Annotated in this window: 18 protein-coding genes; 9 read left to right on the forward strand and 9 right to left on the reverse strand. The window is 45.2% G+C overall.

The features are described 5' to 3' along the window. The first annotated feature begins 53 nt into the window (after positions 1-53). The 5 genes from dhaL (at position 54) to WMO62_RS08700 (ending at position 4,813) form a co-directional block, all read left to right on the forward strand. Complete coding sequence (dhaL, locus tag WMO62_RS08680) at positions 54-1,796, forward strand: dihydroxyacetone kinase subunit DhaL (protein WP_349144444.1); 1,743 nt, start codon at positions 54-56, stop codon at positions 1,794-1,796. A gap of 26 nt (positions 1,797-1,822) precedes the next feature. Continuing rightward, on the forward strand, positions 1,823-2,602 hold the full coding sequence (locus tag WMO62_RS08685; RefSeq protein WP_118510822.1) for a triose-phosphate isomerase: 780 nt from the start codon (positions 1,823-1,825) through the stop codon (positions 2,600-2,602). A 33-nt stretch (positions 2,603-2,635) separates the two neighbouring features. Beyond that, positions 2,636-3,082 carry an RpiB/LacA/LacB family sugar-phosphate isomerase gene (locus tag WMO62_RS08690; RefSeq protein WP_118438569.1) on the forward strand — a complete coding sequence of 149 codons (447 nt, stop codon included), beginning with the start codon at positions 2,636-2,638 and terminating at the stop codon, positions 3,080-3,082. A 128-nt stretch (positions 3,083-3,210) separates the two neighbouring features. Then, a complete protein-coding gene (locus tag WMO62_RS08695) occupies positions 3,211-3,516 on the forward strand; it encodes a hypothetical protein (RefSeq protein WP_349144445.1) in 306 nt (101 codons plus the stop codon). Beyond that, the gene (locus WMO62_RS08700) at positions 3,497-4,813 is read left to right on the forward strand and encodes a sedoheptulokinase (RefSeq protein ID WP_349144446.1); all 1,317 of its coding nucleotides are present in this window, start codon (positions 3,497-3,499) and stop codon (positions 4,811-4,813) included. Before WMO62_RS08695 ends, WMO62_RS08700 begins: the two co-directional genes overlap by 20 nt. An 89-nt stretch (positions 4,814-4,902) precedes the next feature. Here the strand turns inward: WMO62_RS08700 and WMO62_RS08705 are convergent, their stop codons facing one another. From WMO62_RS08705 to murC, 7 genes are all read right to left on the reverse strand, one after another. Beyond that, positions 4,903-5,580, reverse strand: a complete 678-nt coding sequence (locus tag WMO62_RS08705) for a peptidylprolyl isomerase (protein ID WP_349144447.1) — start codon at positions 5,578-5,580, stop codon at positions 4,903-4,905. 85 nt (positions 5,581-5,665) lie between these two features. Next, entirely contained in the window at positions 5,666-6,403 is a 738-nt protein-coding gene (locus WMO62_RS08710; protein WP_349144448.1) for an esterase family protein, read from the reverse strand. Further along, positions 6,400-7,701, reverse strand: a complete 1,302-nt coding sequence (locus WMO62_RS08715; RefSeq protein ID WP_349144449.1) for an ATP-grasp domain-containing protein — start codon at positions 7,699-7,701, stop codon at positions 6,400-6,402. Before WMO62_RS08715 ends, WMO62_RS08710 begins: the two co-directional genes overlap by 4 nt. A gap of 93 nt (positions 7,702-7,794) precedes the next feature. After that, positions 7,795-8,976, reverse strand: a complete 1,182-nt coding sequence (locus WMO62_RS08720; RefSeq protein WP_349144463.1) for a ribose-phosphate pyrophosphokinase — start codon at positions 8,974-8,976, stop codon at positions 7,795-7,797. Positions 8,977-9,113: 137 nt separating this feature from the next. Next, positions 9,114-10,076, reverse strand: a complete 963-nt coding sequence (locus tag WMO62_RS08725; protein ID WP_349144450.1) for an ATP-binding protein — start codon at positions 10,074-10,076, stop codon at positions 9,114-9,116. Between the two features lie 12 nt (positions 10,077-10,088). Continuing rightward, positions 10,089-11,156: a DnaD domain protein gene (locus WMO62_RS08730; protein ID WP_349144451.1), complete on the reverse strand. Its 1,068-nt coding sequence runs from the start codon at positions 11,154-11,156 to the stop codon at positions 10,089-10,091. A 291-nt stretch (positions 11,157-11,447) separates the two neighbouring features. Further along, positions 11,448-12,827: a UDP-N-acetylmuramate--L-alanine ligase gene (gene murC / locus WMO62_RS08735; RefSeq protein ID WP_349144452.1), complete on the reverse strand. Its 1,380-nt coding sequence runs from the start codon at positions 12,825-12,827 to the stop codon at positions 11,448-11,450. Between the two features lie 287 nt (positions 12,828-13,114). Here murC and WMO62_RS08740 point away from each other — a divergent pair, with 287 nt between their 5' ends. The 3 genes from WMO62_RS08740 to spoVG all read left to right on the forward strand — a co-directional run bounded on the left by WMO62_RS08740 (position 13,115) and on the right by spoVG (position 15,968). After that, on the forward strand, positions 13,115-14,389 hold the full coding sequence (locus WMO62_RS08740) for a glucose-1-phosphate adenylyltransferase (protein ID WP_349144453.1): 1,275 nt from the start codon (positions 13,115-13,117) through the stop codon (positions 14,387-14,389). Next, entirely contained in the window at positions 14,386-15,504 is a 1,119-nt protein-coding gene (gene glgD / locus WMO62_RS08745; RefSeq protein WP_118627340.1) for a glucose-1-phosphate adenylyltransferase subunit GlgD, read from the forward strand. The genes WMO62_RS08740 and glgD overlap by 4 nt, the downstream gene beginning before the upstream one ends. Before the next feature lie 191 nt (positions 15,505-15,695). Then, positions 15,696-15,968, forward strand: a complete 273-nt coding sequence (gene spoVG / locus WMO62_RS08750) for a septation regulator SpoVG (RefSeq protein WP_118438561.1) — start codon at positions 15,696-15,698, stop codon at positions 15,966-15,968. A gap of 332 nt (positions 15,969-16,300) precedes the next feature. Here the strand turns inward: spoVG and WMO62_RS08755 are convergent, their stop codons facing one another. Both WMO62_RS08755 and WMO62_RS08760 read right to left on the reverse strand, forming a co-directional pair. Continuing rightward, positions 16,301-16,873, reverse strand: a complete 573-nt coding sequence (locus WMO62_RS08755) for a chromate transporter (RefSeq protein WP_118438560.1) — start codon at positions 16,871-16,873, stop codon at positions 16,301-16,303. Then, a complete protein-coding gene (locus tag WMO62_RS08760) occupies positions 16,870-17,439 on the reverse strand; it encodes a chromate transporter (protein WP_118510812.1) in 570 nt (189 codons plus the stop codon). The genes WMO62_RS08755 and WMO62_RS08760 overlap by 4 nt, the downstream gene beginning before the upstream one ends. A 340-nt stretch (positions 17,440-17,779) precedes the next feature. Here WMO62_RS08760 and pth point away from each other — a divergent pair, with 340 nt between their 5' ends. Then, entirely contained in the window at positions 17,780-18,340 is a 561-nt protein-coding gene (gene pth, locus WMO62_RS08765; RefSeq protein ID WP_147601634.1) for an aminoacyl-tRNA hydrolase, read from the forward strand. The last annotated feature ends 6 nt before the right edge of the window (positions 18,341-18,346 follow it).

Below are 18,346 nucleotides of genomic sequence, written 5' to 3' on the forward strand. Positions count from 1 at the left end.
CTGTATTTGGAGGTGCATTTTTTCACAGCAACGGTATTTAGGAGGATGGGTATTTGAAGAAGATTTTGAACAAGGATGTCTCCAATGTAGTAGATGAGATGCTCCTGGGGTATTTGACAGCATATAAGAGTTTTTACAAAAAAGTAGATGGTTTTAATGCTTTTTATTACAGAGGACACCGAGAAAAGAAGGTTGCACTGGTAGTCGGAGGGGGTTCCGGCCATGAGCCGATGTTCTCAGGATTCTGTGGTGCCGGACTTGCAGATGCAGTTGCATGTGGAAATGTATGTGCATCACCCAATCCGCAGTTGATCAAAGAAGCAGCAAAATCAGTAGATCAGGGAAAAGGCGTTCTGTTTGTATATGGATGTTATGCAGGTGATAATCTGAACTTTGATATGGCAGAGGAGCTTCTGCAGGCTGAGGGTATCAAGACGGCGCATGTGCGTGTGTGGGATGATCTGGCATCTGCACCGAAGGAGAGAATCCCGGACAGACGTGGAATCGCAGGAGATGTGTTCGTGATCAAAGTTGCAGGAGCTGCATGTGATGCTGGATTTGATCTGGACGAAGTGGTTCGTATTACAGAAAAGGCAAGAGATAATGTAAACAGTATCGGTATTGCCACACTTCCGTGTACATTGCCAGGCAATGAGAAACCGACCTTTGAGCTGGCAGATGATGAGATGGAATATGGCATGGGTATTCATGGTGAGCCGGGGATCGAACGTGCAAAGATGGCTCCGGCAGAAGAAATCGTGGATCGTATGTATGCTGAACTGAAAAAAGAGATGGATCTGAAGGAAGGGGACGAAGTTGCAGTTCTTGTAAATGGACTGGGTTCCACACCTCTTCTGGAACTGAACATTGTATATTATGATCTGTACAGACTTCTTCATAAGGATCAGATCAAAGTATATGACGCAGATATCAAATCCTATGTTACTTCTCAGGAAATGGGAGGATTCTCCATCTCCTTCATGAGAATGGATGATGAATTGAAGAAGTATTATGATGCTCCGTGTTATTCTCCATACTATGCAAAAGGCAGCGTGGGAACCGTCGTAAAAGCAGAAGGGGCTGACGAGGACGAGCTGATCGAAGAAGAGGAAGAGAACGTGGTAACGGAGATTACCAGAAGTAAGTCTGGTGTTCTGGAAGAACTGAACGGAGAAGATACTCGCAATATGCTGATCTATGTGGCAGATAAAGTAATGGGGAAAAAGGAATATCTGACGGAGATCGACAGTGCTATCGGTGATGGTGATCATGGAATCGGCATGTACGGCGGTATGAAGAAAGCGAAGAAACGGCTGCTTAAGATGGCTGGAGAGACAGATGTATATAAACTGTTTGAGGCAGCCGGAACCGAGATGCTGAACTCCATGGGTGGAGCAAGCGGCGTTATTTTCGGAAGTCTGTATCTGGCAGGAGCCAAAGACATGGAGCCGAAGGAAGCTATCAAAGCCAAAGAACTGGCTGCAATGGAACGGAAATCTTTGCATGCGATTCAGGAACGTGGAAAAGCGGAAGTTGGAGACAAGACCATGGTTGATGCACTTGTGCCTGCAGCAGATGCACTGGAAGCAAATGCAGATAATTCCTTGCTGGATGCATTGAAAGCAGCGGAAGTGGCTGCAAAGCAGGGAGTAGAAGACACGAAGAAGTATGTAGCAAAATTCGGACGTGCCAAATCCCTTCTTGAGCGTGCGATCGGACATCAGGATGCGGGAGCAACTTCTGTATGGCTGATCTTCCAGGGCATGAGAGAATATGTGGAAGATAAGATGGAATAAGCAGAAACGGAGTGAAAACAGATATCATGAAAAAACTTTATTTTGGAAGTAACCTGAAGATGTATAAAGGAATCCAGCAGACAGAGGATTACCTGAAAGAGCTGGTGAAGCTTACTTCAGACATCAGCAGAGACGAGATCGAGCTTTTCATCATCCCGTCTTACACATCATTGGAGCGCGTGGGTAAAACCATCGATCAGAAGTATGTAAAACTTGGTGCGCAGAACATGTGCTGGGAAGAGCAGGGACAGTTTACCGGAGAAATCTCTCCGTTGATGCTTGAGGAAGTTGGAATCAAGCTGGTCATGATCGGTCATTCTGAGAGAAGGCATGTGTTCAGAGAGACAGATGAGGATGAGAGTAAAAAGGTAAGATGTGGACTGGATCATGGATTTACCACTCTTCTGTGCATCGGTGAGACCGCAGAAGAGAAGAAATACGATCTGGGACCGGAAGTGCTGAGAACCCAGTTGAAGGTTGGACTTTCCGGAGTGAAAAAAGAAGATCTTGGACGTGTATGGGTTGCTTATGAACCGGTATGGTCTATCGGTGTCAATGGTACACCGGCTACTGCAGATTATGCAGAGAGAATGCATAAAGAGATTAAGAACTGCTTGGTTGAGCTGTTTGGTGAAGAGGGAAGAGAGATCCCGGCACTGTACGGTGGCAGCGTAAATCCAGGCAATGCAGAAGAGTTGATCGTTCAGCCGTCTATCGATGGTCTGTTCGTAGGACGTGCTGCATGGCAGGCTGATAAGTTCAATGACCTGATTCGTATGGCAAAGAAAAAGTACGAGTCTCAGTAAAACTGATCTAAGAGAAGACTGGAGGAAAATAAAATGAAAATCGCTATTGGATGTGACCCGAATGCACAGGCTGCAAAAGAGGAAGTAATCGCATATATCGCAAAAAAAGGATATGGAGAAGTAACTGATTTCGGAAGTGAAGATCCGATCTACGCTAACGTTGCAATCGCAGTAGGCGAGGCAGTAGCAGCTAAAAAATACGACAGAGGAATCCTGATCTGTGGAACTGGAATCGGTGTATCTATCGCAGCAAACAAAGTCCCGGGTGCTTATGCAGCGCTGGTATCCGATGTATATTCAGCTCAGAGGGCAAGACTCAGCAATGATGCAAATATCATGTGCATGGGTGCATTCACCACAGGAAACAAAGAGAGAGAACTGTTCGTAGATGCATTCCTTACCAATGAATTTGTGCCGGGATGCGCATCTCAGCCGAAGGTAGATGCTTTCCATAAATATGACGAAGAGCATAGCAAATAAGGACATATCATCAACGTAGTTCTATAGAGACAGGAATACTTTCGGGTATTCCTGTCTCTTATTTACAAAGACCAAAAATTCAGGTATTATTGAAATATCAATGAATAAATTTGCAAAGGAAAATGACCATGTTTAAGAAAAAAAGAGAGACAGATACACTGACACAGCAGCGAACGAGACAATATGTAAAAATGATGCTGGGAGCGTATTTGATCTACACGGCTTACAGTATGGGCAGGGATCTGCATCAGGGTATTCAGGCGGATAATCCTGCGCTGATCATTGCGATTGCGGCTGTATTTGCATTATTTGGTTTATTTTTATGCGTAGCGGGCTTTGCAAAAGCCATGAAGCTCAGCGCAGAAGAATTAAAAGAAAGAGAAAATCTGTCTGATAAGGGGGAAGAGGCGGAAGATGAGAGCGGCGGGAATTGATATCGGAACAACAACGATCAGTGGAGTTGTCCTTGATACAGAAGCAAAAAAGGTACTGAAAGCGAAGACGATTCAGAATGGCAGCTTTATCAAGGCTGAGCATGAGTGGGAGCAGATCCAGGATGTATCTGTGATCCGTACCAAGGCATGTGCGCTTCTGGACGAACTGCTGGAGGAATTTCCTGATGTAGAGGGTATCGGACTGACCGGACAGATGCATGGAATCGTGTATCTGGACAACGAGGGGGAGTGCGTCAGCCCATTATATACCTGGCAGGATGGAAGAGGTGCGCAGCCGGAATTTGACGGTAAGAGCATTGTTCAGGAAGTATACGAAAAAACAGGACTTACCGTGTCCACAGGCTTTGGATTGGTGACCCATCTGTATCACTGCAGAAAAGAGATCGTGCCAGAAGGAGCAGCGACCTTCTGTTCGATTGGAGATTACCTTGGCATGAAGCTGACCGGAAGAAAAACTCCGCTGGTGCATGCCAGCAATGCAGGAAGTTTTGGACTGAATCTGTTTGACAGTGAAAAAGGAGAGTTCCGCAAAGCAGTGCTGGAACAGCTGGGAATGGATACATCTATTCTCCCGGAAGTGACCGGTGATGTGGCAGTGCTTGGTAAGTATAAGGGAATCCCGGTAACTGCTGCACTGGGAGACAATCAGGCAAGCTTTCTTGGATCTGTGGGATTCAGAGAGAATACGATCCTTCTGAATATGGGAACTGGTGGACAGATCTCTGTGCTGTCTGATCAGCTGTTCTCAGGAGAAGGAATCGAGGCAAGACCATTTGTAAATGGAAAATATCTTCTGGTTGGTGCTTCTCTGTGCGGTGGAAGAGCGTATGCCACCCTTGAGAAATTTTTCCGTAGATTTATGAAGAGAGCTACTGGAAATGACGAGCCATTATATGGACTTCTGGAAGAGATGGCTCGTGAAGGAAAAGAGCAGAGTGATAAGATGGAAGTGTCCACACGGTTTAATGGAACCAGAATCAATCCGGATATCCGCGGTGGTATCACGAACTTAAGTGAAGAGAATTTTACTCCGGAAGGACTGACCTATGGGGTGCTTCATGGCATGATCAAAGAGCTGTATGATATGTATCAGATCATCTATAAGGCTACAGGCATTGAAGTCAACCATCTGGTTGCATCCGGTAATGGACTGAGAAAGAATCAAGTGCTTCAGGAGATCAGCAGTGAGATGTTCGGTGCAGAACTGTCATTGGCGATCTACCAGGAAGAGGCAGCCTGCGGTGCCGCCGTCAGCAGTGCCATGGGCGTTGTGTAGAACAATATTTGCACAATTTTCATCGAATATTCATAGTACATAAAAAAAGCTACTCATAAGTATACAACTCGTGAGTAGCTTTTATTATCTTAATCAACCACCGTAACAGCAGTGATTACCGGCTGGTCAGCTGCAGCAACGGTTCCATTATTGTCCTGCACCGGTACAGCCTCGCAGATGGCATCAACTACATCCATACCCTCGGTTACATGACCAAAGGCTGCATACTGGCCATCCAGGAAAGTACTGTCCTCATGGACGATGAAGAACTGGGAGGATCCGCTGTCCGGGTCATTGGCACGTGCCATGGAGATGACACCTCGCACATGAGAAATATCATTTTCTACACCGTTTGCAGAGAACTCGCCTTTAATAGTCTTCTCAGAACCGCCGGTTCCGTTTCCATTGGGATCGCCGCCCTGGATCATGAATCCGGAGATGATACGATGGAAAGTCAGACCATCGTAGAAGCCTTCATTTGCCAGATTGATAAAGTTGGTTACAGAAATCGGGGCAGTATCTGCATCCAGTTCCAGAGAAATCGTGCCATAATCTTGCACATCGATGGTCACATGATGAAGACCTGTGAGCAGCTCTTCGTTCTCAGAGGTGTCTGCTGTGTCAGCGGCTCCATCACTGGTCTCGTCAGCTGCAGAGGTCGCTTCAGTAGTCTCGGTAGTATCCGTAGTATCAGTTTTGCTTCCGCATCCGGCCAGCATTGTTGCAGCAAATGCCAGGGTCAGAAGCCATACAGTTATTTTTTTCATGATTTTCATTATTCCTTTCGCTATTCTACATATGTTTCATTCTAAGATTCGTCAGATCGAAAGTCAAATGTAGATTCTGTGAACATTACAAGATCTTTCCAAGAAAATAAGCAGCCTGTTTCTGCCACCAGCACCAGTCATGGCTTACATCATATCCCCAGTAATCTACAAATGCAGGGATGCCTTTTGCTTTCAGTACGCTGTCCAGCTTGCGGGTATCTACCAGCAGTTCATCCTCCCAGGCACCCTGGCCTACGCAGAAATACATGTGGCTTCTGCGGTACAGAGCCATATACGGGTGATCTTCCGGCATGTGCTGGAGACAATGGTATGGAGAGTTCAGGTACACCAGATCATCCATATAGCCGCCCAGAATGCTGGCAGCGTCATAGACACCGCTTAAACAGATGGTTGCATCAAACTGGTCAGGAAAACGGAAAAACAGATTAGCTGCATGAAATGCGCCCATGCTGCATCCCATGGTCATGGATAATTGTCCGGGAGTAGCCTGTTTCATAAAGGGAAGTACTTCGCAGAACAGATATTGCATCCATTTCTCATGCAGGAAGATCCGGTCTCTGGGATTTTTCCAGGTGCAGGACCAGGTCTCTGCATCAATAGTGTCCACGCAGAATAACTGAAGTCTTCCATTTTCGATAAAAGGTCTGCAGGCTTCTACCATGCCAAAGCTCTCAAAGTCATTATGTTTACCGTCCTGAGAAGGAATGACCAGACAGGGTTTTCCTTTGGTTCCATAACGTTTTACGGGCATCTCCCGCCCAAGCCGGTCACTGTACCAGCTTGTTTCCAGTATTTCTATCATGAATTTTCAGATCCTTTCTGCGAAATTTTAGAAGATCGTTTCGCACCTGCAGTTTTACGGACTCGAGTTGTCTTCTTTACCGGTATTTCCGGTAAAACTTCCGGCTCTTTGATCTCCAACGCATATTGACAGAAGGTGTCCATCTGCTCTTTGGATTCAAATCTTGCCAGATACATATAATTGCCCATGCCATGTGCAAGTACTTCCGGAAGTTCCTCGGAAACCTTCAGATATTTGTCCCAGTGTTCAAGAATCTCCTGGTGAGTATGTGCATAAGGATGCTCTTTCCAGCGGCCTACATAGACGCAGAAGGCAGGCGAAGTCTTGGTCTTATGGCGCAGTTTATCATAGATCATCATATCCGCATAGTACTGATAGCAGTTGATGTTATACGCAAAATTGATCATATCCGGGGTAGGTCCGCCGGAAGGACGCATATTGACTTCCAGACCTACAACCTGGCCTTTTTTGCCAAGGTACGGATGGTCTTCCAACAGACGGAAAAACTCCAGATGCACGAAGCGTCTGTGCACTTTAAAAGCCTTCAGGCAGGCACGTCCGCAGGTTTTCAGGTCTTCGGCCAGCTGATCTACAATATAGAATTTAATGGAGTTATGGTCGTTCACACAGTCCATAATGGAGATCGGTGTGATATTGCCGGTTTCAAAAAGGGGAGATCCCTTGCTGTTTACAATCGCATCATAAGAGCAGATCTCTCCGGGAACATATTCTTCCATAATATAAGGAATGGATGGAAGATGGCGGAAAAAGTCAAGAAGCTCCGCTTCGCAGGTGAGTTTCCAGGTGTCATTGGCACCGACACCGCAGTCTGGTTTTACGATCACAGGGTATCCAACTTCCCTGATGAAGTTCTGTGCCGATGTAAGGTCAGAGATCAGATGGTAACGTGCACAGGGAATGCCGGCTTTTTCGTAACCGGCTTTCATCTTTGATTTGTATTTGATCAGGTCCATATCTTTGGGCTGAAGACCGGTAGTAATATGAAAATCTTCCCGAAGTCTTGCATCCTGGGTCAGCCAGTATTCGTTGTTGCTCTCCAGGTAATCGATCTTTCCATGGTGGAAGGATAAAAATGCAACAGCACGGAACATCTCGTCATAGTTTTCCATATTTTCTACCCGGTAATATTCGGTCAACGCGCTCTTCAGGCGCGGAGACAGACAGTCATAAGGGGTGTCTCCGATGCCGAGGACATTGACACCGTTTGCCCTCAGGGCAACACAGAAATTTTCATAATTGCCGGGAAAGGCCGGGGAAATGAAGATAAAATTGGGCATATAATTCCTTTCACGACGCAAAAACAGTCGTTTTCTATATGATTCAAAAAAGACTGCCGCAAAATGCATCCTGCATTTGCGGCAGTCCCTTTATTATACCTGTCCGTTCTTGTACCGATCAAGGAAACGCTGGATTCTTTCGTAGGGATCAAGAAGATCACTGACAGATGCATCATGGTTCAGCGTATCAATCAGAAGAGCGATGTATTTGCTCATGTCGCAGCTGATGTAATATTCGCGGGACAGAAGCTCCGGGGTCTGATATACCAGGTTGGTAGTCAGTACGCGATAGAACAATCCTTCTTTATAAGCCTCATCGAATTTTTCCATACCATTGGTGAACAGACCAAAGGTGGAATACAGGAAGATTCGTTTCGCATGAAGGGCTTTCAGCTTTCTTGCTACATCAATCATGCTCTCACCGGAGGAGATCATGTCATCAATGACCAGAACATCTTTTCCTTCTACATTGCTGCCCAAAAACTCATGGGCAACGATCGGATTGCGTCCATTGACTACTTTCGTGTAATCACGGCGTTTGTAGAACATACCCATGTCTACACCCAGCACATTTGCCAGATAAACTGCACGGCTGGTACCACCCTCATCAGGGCTGATGACCATCAGATGCTCACTGTCTACCTGAATGTCATTTACGTTGGAGAGCAGTGCCTTGATAAACTGGTAAGCAGGCTGTACAGTCTCAAAACCAGACAGCGGGATTGCATTCTGTACACGCGGGTCATGCGCATCAAAGGTGATGATATTGTCCACACCCATAGATACCAGCTCCTGCAAAGCCAGTGCGCAGTCCAGTGACTCGCGGGCAGAACGTTTATGCTGACGGCTTTCATAGAGAAATGGCATGATAACAGTAATACGTCTTGCTTTTCCTCCACAGGCAGCGATAATACGTTTCAGATCCTGATAATGGTCATCAGGTGACATGTGATTGGTATGGCCTGCAAGGCTGTAAGTCAGACTGTGGTTACATACATCTACCATCAGATAAAGATCACGTCCGCGGACAGATTCCTGAACAATTCCTTTTGCTTCACCGGAACCAAAACGGGGAATCTTTGCTCCTACCAGGAAAGATTCCTGCTCATAGCCCTGGAATGCAATGTTATCCTTGTGCTCGTTGGCGCTTTCTTTCCGCCACTGCACCAGATAATCATTGACCTTATCACCCAGCTCTTTACAACTGGGAAGAGGAATGATGCCAAGGGATCCTACCGGGATCGTCTCAAGAACACGTTCACTGCGTTGCTGAATCATAATATGCCCTCCAAAATGTATAAAAATAATCGTATATTCAGAGCCTGCCTCATGAATAGCTCCGAATATGTAAATACCTATATAGATCTACTTCAATGGTTATAACATTTCCTATGATACAGAGTCAAGGAATTTCACAAAGTTCGGTTGATTTTCCGGCGAATCCGGATATCACTGCCGGTCAGTTTAAGCAAAGTGTACGAACTGGTGATCCTGGAAAAAATACGTTCACTGTACACATCACGGAATTCCCGGATGGACAGGTTCGTGGAGATGATCGTTGACTTTCTCAACAGTGCCCGTTCATTTAGAAGCTGGAACAGTCTGGACACAGTAAACGTATTGGAAACTTCCGTTCCGCAATCATCCAGGATCAGCAGATCGCTGTCCAGCAGAGCTTCATATTGCTGGTGCAGATTCCACTTATCTGCCGGTGCTCCGATGGACAGAAGCTCAAAGAGCTGAAAGGATGTAAAATAGATTACGGAATGTCCCGTATCCAGAAGCTCTTTGGCGATACAGTTGGATAAAAAGGTCTTTCCGGTTCCTACGGAACCATAGAACAGAATATTCTTAAATTCCTGATCAAATCCATTAACAAACTGATGACAGGTATGGATGATCTCCGGCATGATCTGCTTCTGCTCCTCATCATAGACATCATAAGACAGATGGGAAAAGTTCTCTTCTGCCAGAATCTGATCCAGATGGGAAGAAGAATAGAGCAGACGGATCTCCTGCTGTAAAAAGCAATGGCACTTTTTGCGGCCGATATAACCGGTGTCTTTGCACTCCGGACAGGTATAATGCATCTTAAGATAGTCAGCAGGATAACCGGCGGATAGAAGAAGTCCTTCCTTCTCAGCTTTGAGCAGTGTCAGCTCGTCCTTTAAGGACTTCATGGCCCCTGGTTCCTGGTCGATCATCCGCTCCGCCTGACGAAGACTGCAGGCAGAGATCTCTGAGTCGATCTCACGGATCCTGGGGATCTGTTCGTAGATCTGATCGATCCGGGTACATTGAAGCCGGTAATCCTGATATTGGCGGCGGTCATATTCCCGCATGATCGTATCGTACTGTTTATTGGTAAGCGGCATGTGATCCTCCTGTTATTTCTGGCTTTGAAGCAGCATCTCTTCCAGCTTGTCAAAATCATAGTCACGCTGCTGGAAATTGGTGAATCCGGTTGCCCTGGCAGCGGATGGCTTTTTCCGGGTGCTGTTCTTTTTCTGGTGTTCCTGATCCAGTCGTTCCACATCTGCCAGCGTATGTACTTTCTTTTCGGACCAGCTCTGTAAGATCTTGTCTGCATAGTCAAAATTCGGTTTGTGCAGACGATCCATGGTCCGGCGGCAGGCTTCCAGAACCAGATCCAGGGTGAAATCATAAGTTCCCAGCCATTTTTCGATATAGTCAAGCTCCGGCTGGACCGGATTACGGTCGTTGATGCCGAAGGCCTTCATAATAGCGAAAGTATTGCGCCGGTAAGTGGTAGTCCGTTCCTTTGCCTGAGAGACGGTGGTGATTCCTGCCTCTGCCCAGGCAAGACCTACCTTTTCGATATAATGAATGCTGCTGCTTCCCTTGCAGACACAATACTCTACCAGATACTCCACCAGATCCACAGAAAAATGGAGCTGGTCGTAGAAGTAGAGCAATGTCTCAATCTCGGATGGCGTCAGCGTCTTTTTCATATACTGTTCGCAGACAAATAAAAGCTGTCTGCAGTCAGACTGAGAAGTGAACTCGCGTAACTGATCCCGGCTGTATGCCTTACGTTCCGGTACGGCAGATGCAGAAGCAACAGAAGGAACGACAGGAGAAGAACCGGGGGTGGTGACAGAGGCATGTCTGTCGGGCTGACCAGTAGTTCGTAAGTGGGACGGCTCACAAAGATAGATGCCAAGAAGCACATTGGAGGCATTGCACTCCAGCTTCAACAGTCCCTGCTTTTCCCAGTATTTAAACGCGCGGAGAATGTCACTTTCCGTACAGTCCAGTACATCTGCCAGACCGATCACAGACAGCTCTCTGGTGCTGTCACCAAGCGAACGAAGCAGGTACAGATAGACCTTCACATATTCACCATTAGCTCCCGGCATATATTCATCCAGGAAAATATTGGAAATAGAAGTAGTACCGACAGAAGTGCCGGTTGTTAACGTAAAATGACTCATAAATCAGTATCCTCCACCTATTACGGAGTATAGCACAGCTTATCCAAAAAAGAAATAGCCCACACTTTCCTCTGTGGATACTTTTGAGGGAATGTGGATAATGTGGATAACTTGGTGGATAGTTACATTTATGGGAAACCTGTTTCGACAAAAAATGACCAGAAATACAAGGATTTTCAAGAATTTGTCGAATGGTGTCGAAATGTATTATGTAAATCTGTTTTCCATGAAAAAATCCACATGTTTATGCAGCATATTATGTTGATAAACATGTGGATAATGTGGATAACTTTATCTCTGAAGTAGATTTTCCCCGATTCTCAGCACATCTCCGGCACCCATAGTTATCAACAGATCACCGTGCATACAATTTTTTAATAAAAATTCTTCAATCTCTTCGAATGTGGAAAAGTAATCGCAGTCTTTTCCTATTTTATGCAGTTCTGCCTGCAGAGTTCTGGAGCTGATTCCCAGGTTGTCAGTTTCCCTGGCCGGGTAGATCTCTGCCAGTACTACATGGTCGGCAAGGGAAAGTGCTTCCGCAAACTCGTGCATGAATGCGCGGGTACGGGTATAGGTGTGAGGCTGGAACACACACCAGATCTCACGATGCGGATAATTGGCAGCAGCCTTCAGGGTTGCCCGGATCTCGGACGGATGATGGGCATAATCATCGATAATGGTGACACCGTTCACTTCTCCTTTGTACTGGAAACGACGGTCTGTTCCGTGGAACATAGCCAGACCTTCGGAAGCAGTCTTGAAATCAAAGCCAAGTTCCATGGTGGTCGCCAGGGCAGCCAATGCATTGGATACGTTGTGGATACCTGGTACATGAAGCTCTACCGGTCCTACAGGGGTTCCCTTGTGAACCAGTGTGAAGGATGCGCAGCCCTGTCTGTCATAGGTAATATCGGAAGCGGTGTAATCTGCCTCGCCGGACACTTTGTATGTGACCAGATCAGCATCCACACCATTGGTAATCTCGTCTATGTTCTTGATTTCTCCATTCATTACCAGCAGCCCGTGTGCCGGGAGCAGTTCTGCAAACCGATGGAAGGAGTGGCGGATATCAGCAAGATCCTTGAAGAAATCCAGGTGGTCTTCCTCGATGTTCAGGATCACGTCCACAGTCGGGAAAAAGGACAGGAAGCTGTTGGTGTACTCACATGCTTCGGTCAGAAACAGATCTGATCTGCCGACGCGGATATTTCCACCGATCTCCGGCAGGATACCACCCACGGAGATGGTAGGATCTGCCTGTGCTTCCAGAAGGATCATGGAGATCATGGAAGTGGTAGTAGTCTTTCCGTGAGTACCGGCAACAGCGATGGCCGTCTTGTAGTTACGCATGATCTCACCCAGCAGTTCAGCTCTGGTCAGCATGGGAATGCCAGCGGATCTGGCAGCGGCAAACTCGGCATTATCCGGATGGATGGCGGCAGTGTAGACGACCACATCGATGCCTGGTTTGATATTGTCTGCAGTCTGTCCGTAGAAGACAGTTGCTCCTTTCTCTTCCAGATGTCTGGTCAGTTCGGACCGCTGACTGTCGGAACCTGAGATGGTAAAGCCTTCCTGAAGCAGAACTTCAGCCAGACCGCTCATACTGATGCCTCCGATACCGATGAAATGTACATGTACCGGTGAGTCAAAATTTATCTGATACATAAGAAATCCTCATTTCTGTTTTTTCCTATTATTATATCGTCTTCAGAAGAAAAATCAACGCACTTCTGTCAGGAAAGACCGGGTAATATCATTTTGAACAAAAAAGCATGAAATCATATAGCAAAAATGACGAAAACAAGATGAAAATTTATCAAAAACAAGAAAAAACTGTCGAAAAATGTTAAAAAACGATGAATGTTTTTCTCTGTAAATGTTCACTATTTACAAAAGGTGTGCTATAATACAGACATCAAAGCATTATAATGTTTGCATCAAGAGGTGATAGCGTGATTAAAAAAGAAATGATAGCCATGTTGTTAGCCGGCGGTCAGGGAAGCAGATTGGGCGTGCTTACTGCAAAGGTTGCAAAACCTGCAGTTGCCTTTGGCGGCAAGTACCGGATCATTGACTTTCCACTGAGCAACTGCATCAATTCCGGGATCGATACGGTTGGTGTACTTACTCAGTACCAGCCTCTGCGGTTGAACACACACATCGGGATCGGAATGCCGTGGGATCTGGATCGTAACAACGGAGGAGTAACTATTCTCTCACCATATGAGAGAAGCGCCGGAAGTGACTGGTATTCCGGCACAGCCAATGCCATTTACCAGAACATTGACTATATTGATACATATAATCCAGAATATGTCCTGATTTTGTCAGGTGACCATATTTATAAGATGGATTATGAAGTGATGCTGGATTATCACAAAGAGAATAACGCAGCAGTGACGATTGCCTGCATGCCGGTTCCGTGGGAAGAGGCGAGCAGATTTGGTGTAGTCATCACAGATGAGAACGGACAGATCAATGAATTTGAAGAGAAGCCGGAGAAGCCGAGAAGTAATCTGGCATCCATGGGAATCTATATTTTTACGTGGAAAGTATTGAGAGAAGCACTGATCCGCATGAAGGACGTGCCGGGATGTGATTTCGGAAAGCATATCCTGCCAGACTGCCTGGAACGGGGCGAGCGGTTGTTTGCTTATGAGTACAACGGATACTGGAAAGATGTAGGAACTCTTGGATCTTACTGGGAAGCCAACATGGAGCTGATCGATATCATACCGGAATTTAACCTGTATGAAGAATTCTGGAAGATCTATACCAAGAGTGATGCGTTACCGCCCCTTTACGTATCGGAGGATGGATTTATTGAGCGCAGTATTGTCTGCGGCAATTCTACGATTGAAGGAACGGTGATAGGATCTGTGATCGGAGCAGGTGTTACCATTGGAAAGGGAGCAGTGGTACGTGACTCGATTATTATGAAAGACACTGTGATCGGACCTGGCTGTACGGTGGACAAGTCCATCATTGCAGAAGAAGTCGTGATCGGTGAGAACTGTAAGCTGGGTGTGGGAGAAAATATTCCGAACAAAGTAAATCCAAAAGTATACTCCTATGGTCTGGTAACGATTGGAGAGAAGACAGAGATTCCGGCAAATGTTCAGATCGGTCTTAACACTGCGATTTCCGGTAAGACGGAAGAAGCGGACTATCCGGACGGAATACTTGCAAGCGGCGAGACTTTGATTAAGGCGGGTGATAGAACATGAGAGCAATAGGAATCATTTTAGCGGGCGGCAACAATCACAGAATGAAAGAACTGTCCAGCAAGCGTGCCATTGCGGCTATGCCGGTGGCAGGAAGCTACCGAAGCATTGATTTTTCATTGAGCAACATGTCCAACTCTCATGTACAGAAGGTTGCAGTGCTGACGCAGTACAATTCACGGTCCTTAAATGAACACCTCAGTTCATCCAAATGGTGGGATTTCGGAAGAAAGCAGGGCGGCTTATATATTTTCACACCGACTGTGACAGCGGAGAACAGCTACTGGTACAGAGGAACGGCAGATGCCATCTGGCAGAACATTGACTGGTTAAAGCAAAGCCATGAACCATATGTGGTGATCGCATCCGGCGATGGCGTCTACAAGATGGACTACAATAAAGTGCTGGAATATCATATTGACAAAAAAGCAGATATTACGGTTGTGTGCAAGGAGATGCCACAGGATACAGACATGAGCCGCTTTGGTGTGATCAAAGCGGACGAGACCGGCAGAGTCATGGATTTTGAAGAAAAGCCGATGGCGACAGATGCCCATCTGGTTTCCTGTGGAATCTATATTATCCGACGCAGACAGCTGATCGAACTGATTGAGAAATGTGCGGAAGAGGATCGGTACGATTTTGTAAGAGACATTCTGGTTCGTTATAAGAATGTGAAACGAATCTACGCATATAAGATGGATACTTACTGGAACAGTATCGCATCTGTGGATGCATATTACCAGACCAACATGGATTTCCTGAAAGCAGATGTGCGAAAGCATTTTCTGCACGATTACCCGGATATTTATTCCAAGGTTCAGGATCTTCCGCCTGCAAAATATAATGCAGGAGCCAATGTAAAGAATAGTCTGGTTGCCAGCGGCTGTATCATCAATGGCACGGTGGAGAATTCTGTATTGTTTAAGAAAGTATTCGTTGGAAATAACTGTGTGATCAGAAATTCCATTATTCTCAATGATGTATATCTGGGTGACAACACCTGTATCGAAAACTGCATCGTGGAGAGCAGAGATACCATTCGGGCCAATTCCCGCTACGTAGGGGAAGACGGTGTAAAAGTGGTGATAGAAAAAAATGAAAGATATATTATGTAATGATTCAGAGCCATGCACATGCCCGAGAATATGGGACTCATGCTTGCATGAAGGCACATATTTCGGAGCATGTATATGGCGAGCAGCCATACATGAGCAAAAGGAAAGCCTCGTAGAGGCGATTTTGCGAATGTGGCTCTGAATCATCAGGATATACAAAAACATAAAAATACAATATACAGGGGTGTCTTATGAAAATTACAGATGTACGGATAAGAAAAGTTGCCAGAGAAGGCAAGATGAAGGCGGTGGTGTCTATCACCATAGATGAAGAGTTCGTCGTTCATGATATTAAAGTGATTGAAGGAGAGAAAGGACTGTTTATCGCGATGCCAAGCCGTAAAGCGTCTGATGGAGAGTATCGAGATATTGCACACCCGATCAATTCTTCCACACGTGACTGCATTCAGTCTCTGATTCTTGAAAAATATCAGAGTACCATTGAAGCGGCAGCAGTAGAATAAAAAGTTACATAATTAAAATTTATAAGGACAAGAAAAAAGAAGAGGAGCGGTGCACCAATTGGTTAGTGTGCAACTCCTTTTCTTTTTTAGATTGAAACAAAAACTTTTAGATTACTCCAATTTTCTCGGTGGAGCACAACTTTCGCGTTTGGCCAGATAGAAAGGAAGTCAGATCTGGCTGCTGGCGCAGAGAAGGGCATATGCCCGGAATTTACTGCGTAAAGAAAAATAAAACTATACAGCATGTGTCAGATTTTTCTGAACCTGACTGATGAGCTGTGAATTCTCTAAATAAATTTTGTAATTGTTTATATAATATTTTGCAATCAGTTTCATAATAACACTCCGTGTATAAATGAGAGTCCTGTATTCATGATTCCTGCCAGAATCATGACCAGAATTGGATTTATTTTATATTTTTGCAGAAGGACTGCAGAAATGATGAAAATAAAAACCAGACTCCAATGGGTACTCCTAAGAGTAATGGCAGTTTTGCTTCCCCAGAAAGCGATTGTCAGAATGGAGACACCTGCGGCGGCTATCATGGCAACTACAGCCGGACGCAGAGTAGCAAGGACACTCTGGAAAACGGATAAGTTTCTGTATTTAAGATAAAAGGATGCAATCAGGGTTACAATAAGGCAGGAGGGTAAAATGCACCCCAGAGTTGCGACCAGAGCACCTGGAATCCCAGCTATGCGGATCCCTACAAAGGTAGCAGAGTTGACAGCAATAGGTCCAGGTGTCATCTGGGAAATGGTGATTAGATCGGTAAATTCTGTCATAGAAAGCCAATGGTGTCCATTTACAACTTGTCCCTGGATAAGTGGCATGGCTGCATAACCACCACCAAAACTGAAGAGTCCAATCTGTAAAAAACTTAGAAAAAGTTCCAGATAAATCATGATGCAGAGGTCCTCCTTCTTTGATACGATATTTTTAATATGCCAAGAGCTCCACATATTAGGATAATATAGATAACATTGACCTGAAAGATACAAGATGCTGTAAAAGCAGCAAACATAATGACATTGGAAAGGCAATTGTGCTCATGTAATATACCTCCGGCCATTTCATAAACGACAATGGCGATCACTGCACCTACACCGGACTGCATTCCCTCAAGCATCTGGCTTACCAGTAAATTATCCCGAAAAGCGGTGTAAAAGAGCGAAATAACGGAGATAATGAGAAAAGGTGGTAGAATCGTTCCGACAATAGAAACAGCAGCACCAATCAGGCCTGCCAGCTTATATCCTACCACAATGGCACCGTTGACAGCGATAGCACCGGGAGCGGACTGGGCAATCGCTACTAGATCCAGCATCTCATCTTCATCAATCCAGTGGTATTCATCCACAAATTTCTTTTTCATCAAGGTAACAATTACATATCCACCGCCGAAAGTAAAAGCACTGAGATATAGGGTTGATATAAATATTTTTAATAACACATGTTTTTTATCCTGCATAGGAAATTCCTCCTCTTTAATAACACTTGTTTTGAAGAATTGTCTACTATCCGTTCCCAAAACAGTATAAAAAATCTTTAACTATATGTAAAATAGTATTATCCTATAATTATCATAATAATTTCATTATAAAGGAAAAGAAAATGCCACTGAGACATATGAAAATTTATGTGGCTGTATTTCACCATAGTAACAGTATGGAGAGAAAATAAATTGTAAAAATGGACTGTCTGAATGACAATCGTACCAAAGAAGGATATCCTTGCAAATGGAAGCCACTGTGAAGTATAATCGAACTGCACTGTTTAATGACAAGAATGAACGAGATAGGAGATATACGATGTATGTGATCGCAGGTCTGGGAAATCCGGGCAGTAAATATGAAAAAACAAGACACAATGTGGGATTTCAGGTTATTGATCGTCTGGCTTCCAAATATCATATAGATATGAATACAAAAAAACACAAGGCCATCTGCGGAACCGGTGTGATCGAGGGTGTGAAGGTGCTGCTGGTGAAACCTCAGACCTTCATGAACTTAAGTGGAGAGAGTATCAGGGAAGCGGTTGATTTTTATAAAGTTGATCCGGAAACAGAATTTCTGGTGATTTATGATGATATTTCGCTGGCACCGGGACACTTAAGAATTCGCAAGAAGGGAAGTGCCGGTGGACATAATGGAATCAAGAATATTATCCTCCATCTGGGAACCCAGGTATTTCCGAGGGTCCGTGTAGGCGTGGGAGAGAAGCCCGAAGGATATGATCTGGCAGATTATGTGCTGGGACATTTTCAGGGGGATGAAAAGAAACTGATGGAAGAGGCTTACGACCGGGCAGCGGCCGCAGTAGCCGAGATCTTGACGGACGGGCCGGATAAGGCAATGAATGATTTTAATTAGGAGAAG

This window comes from Hominiventricola aquisgranensis (assembly GCF_040096225.1).
In the GTDB taxonomy this organism is placed as follows: domain Bacteria; phylum Bacillota; class Clostridia; order Lachnospirales; family Lachnospiraceae; genus Hominiventricola; species Hominiventricola aquisgranensis.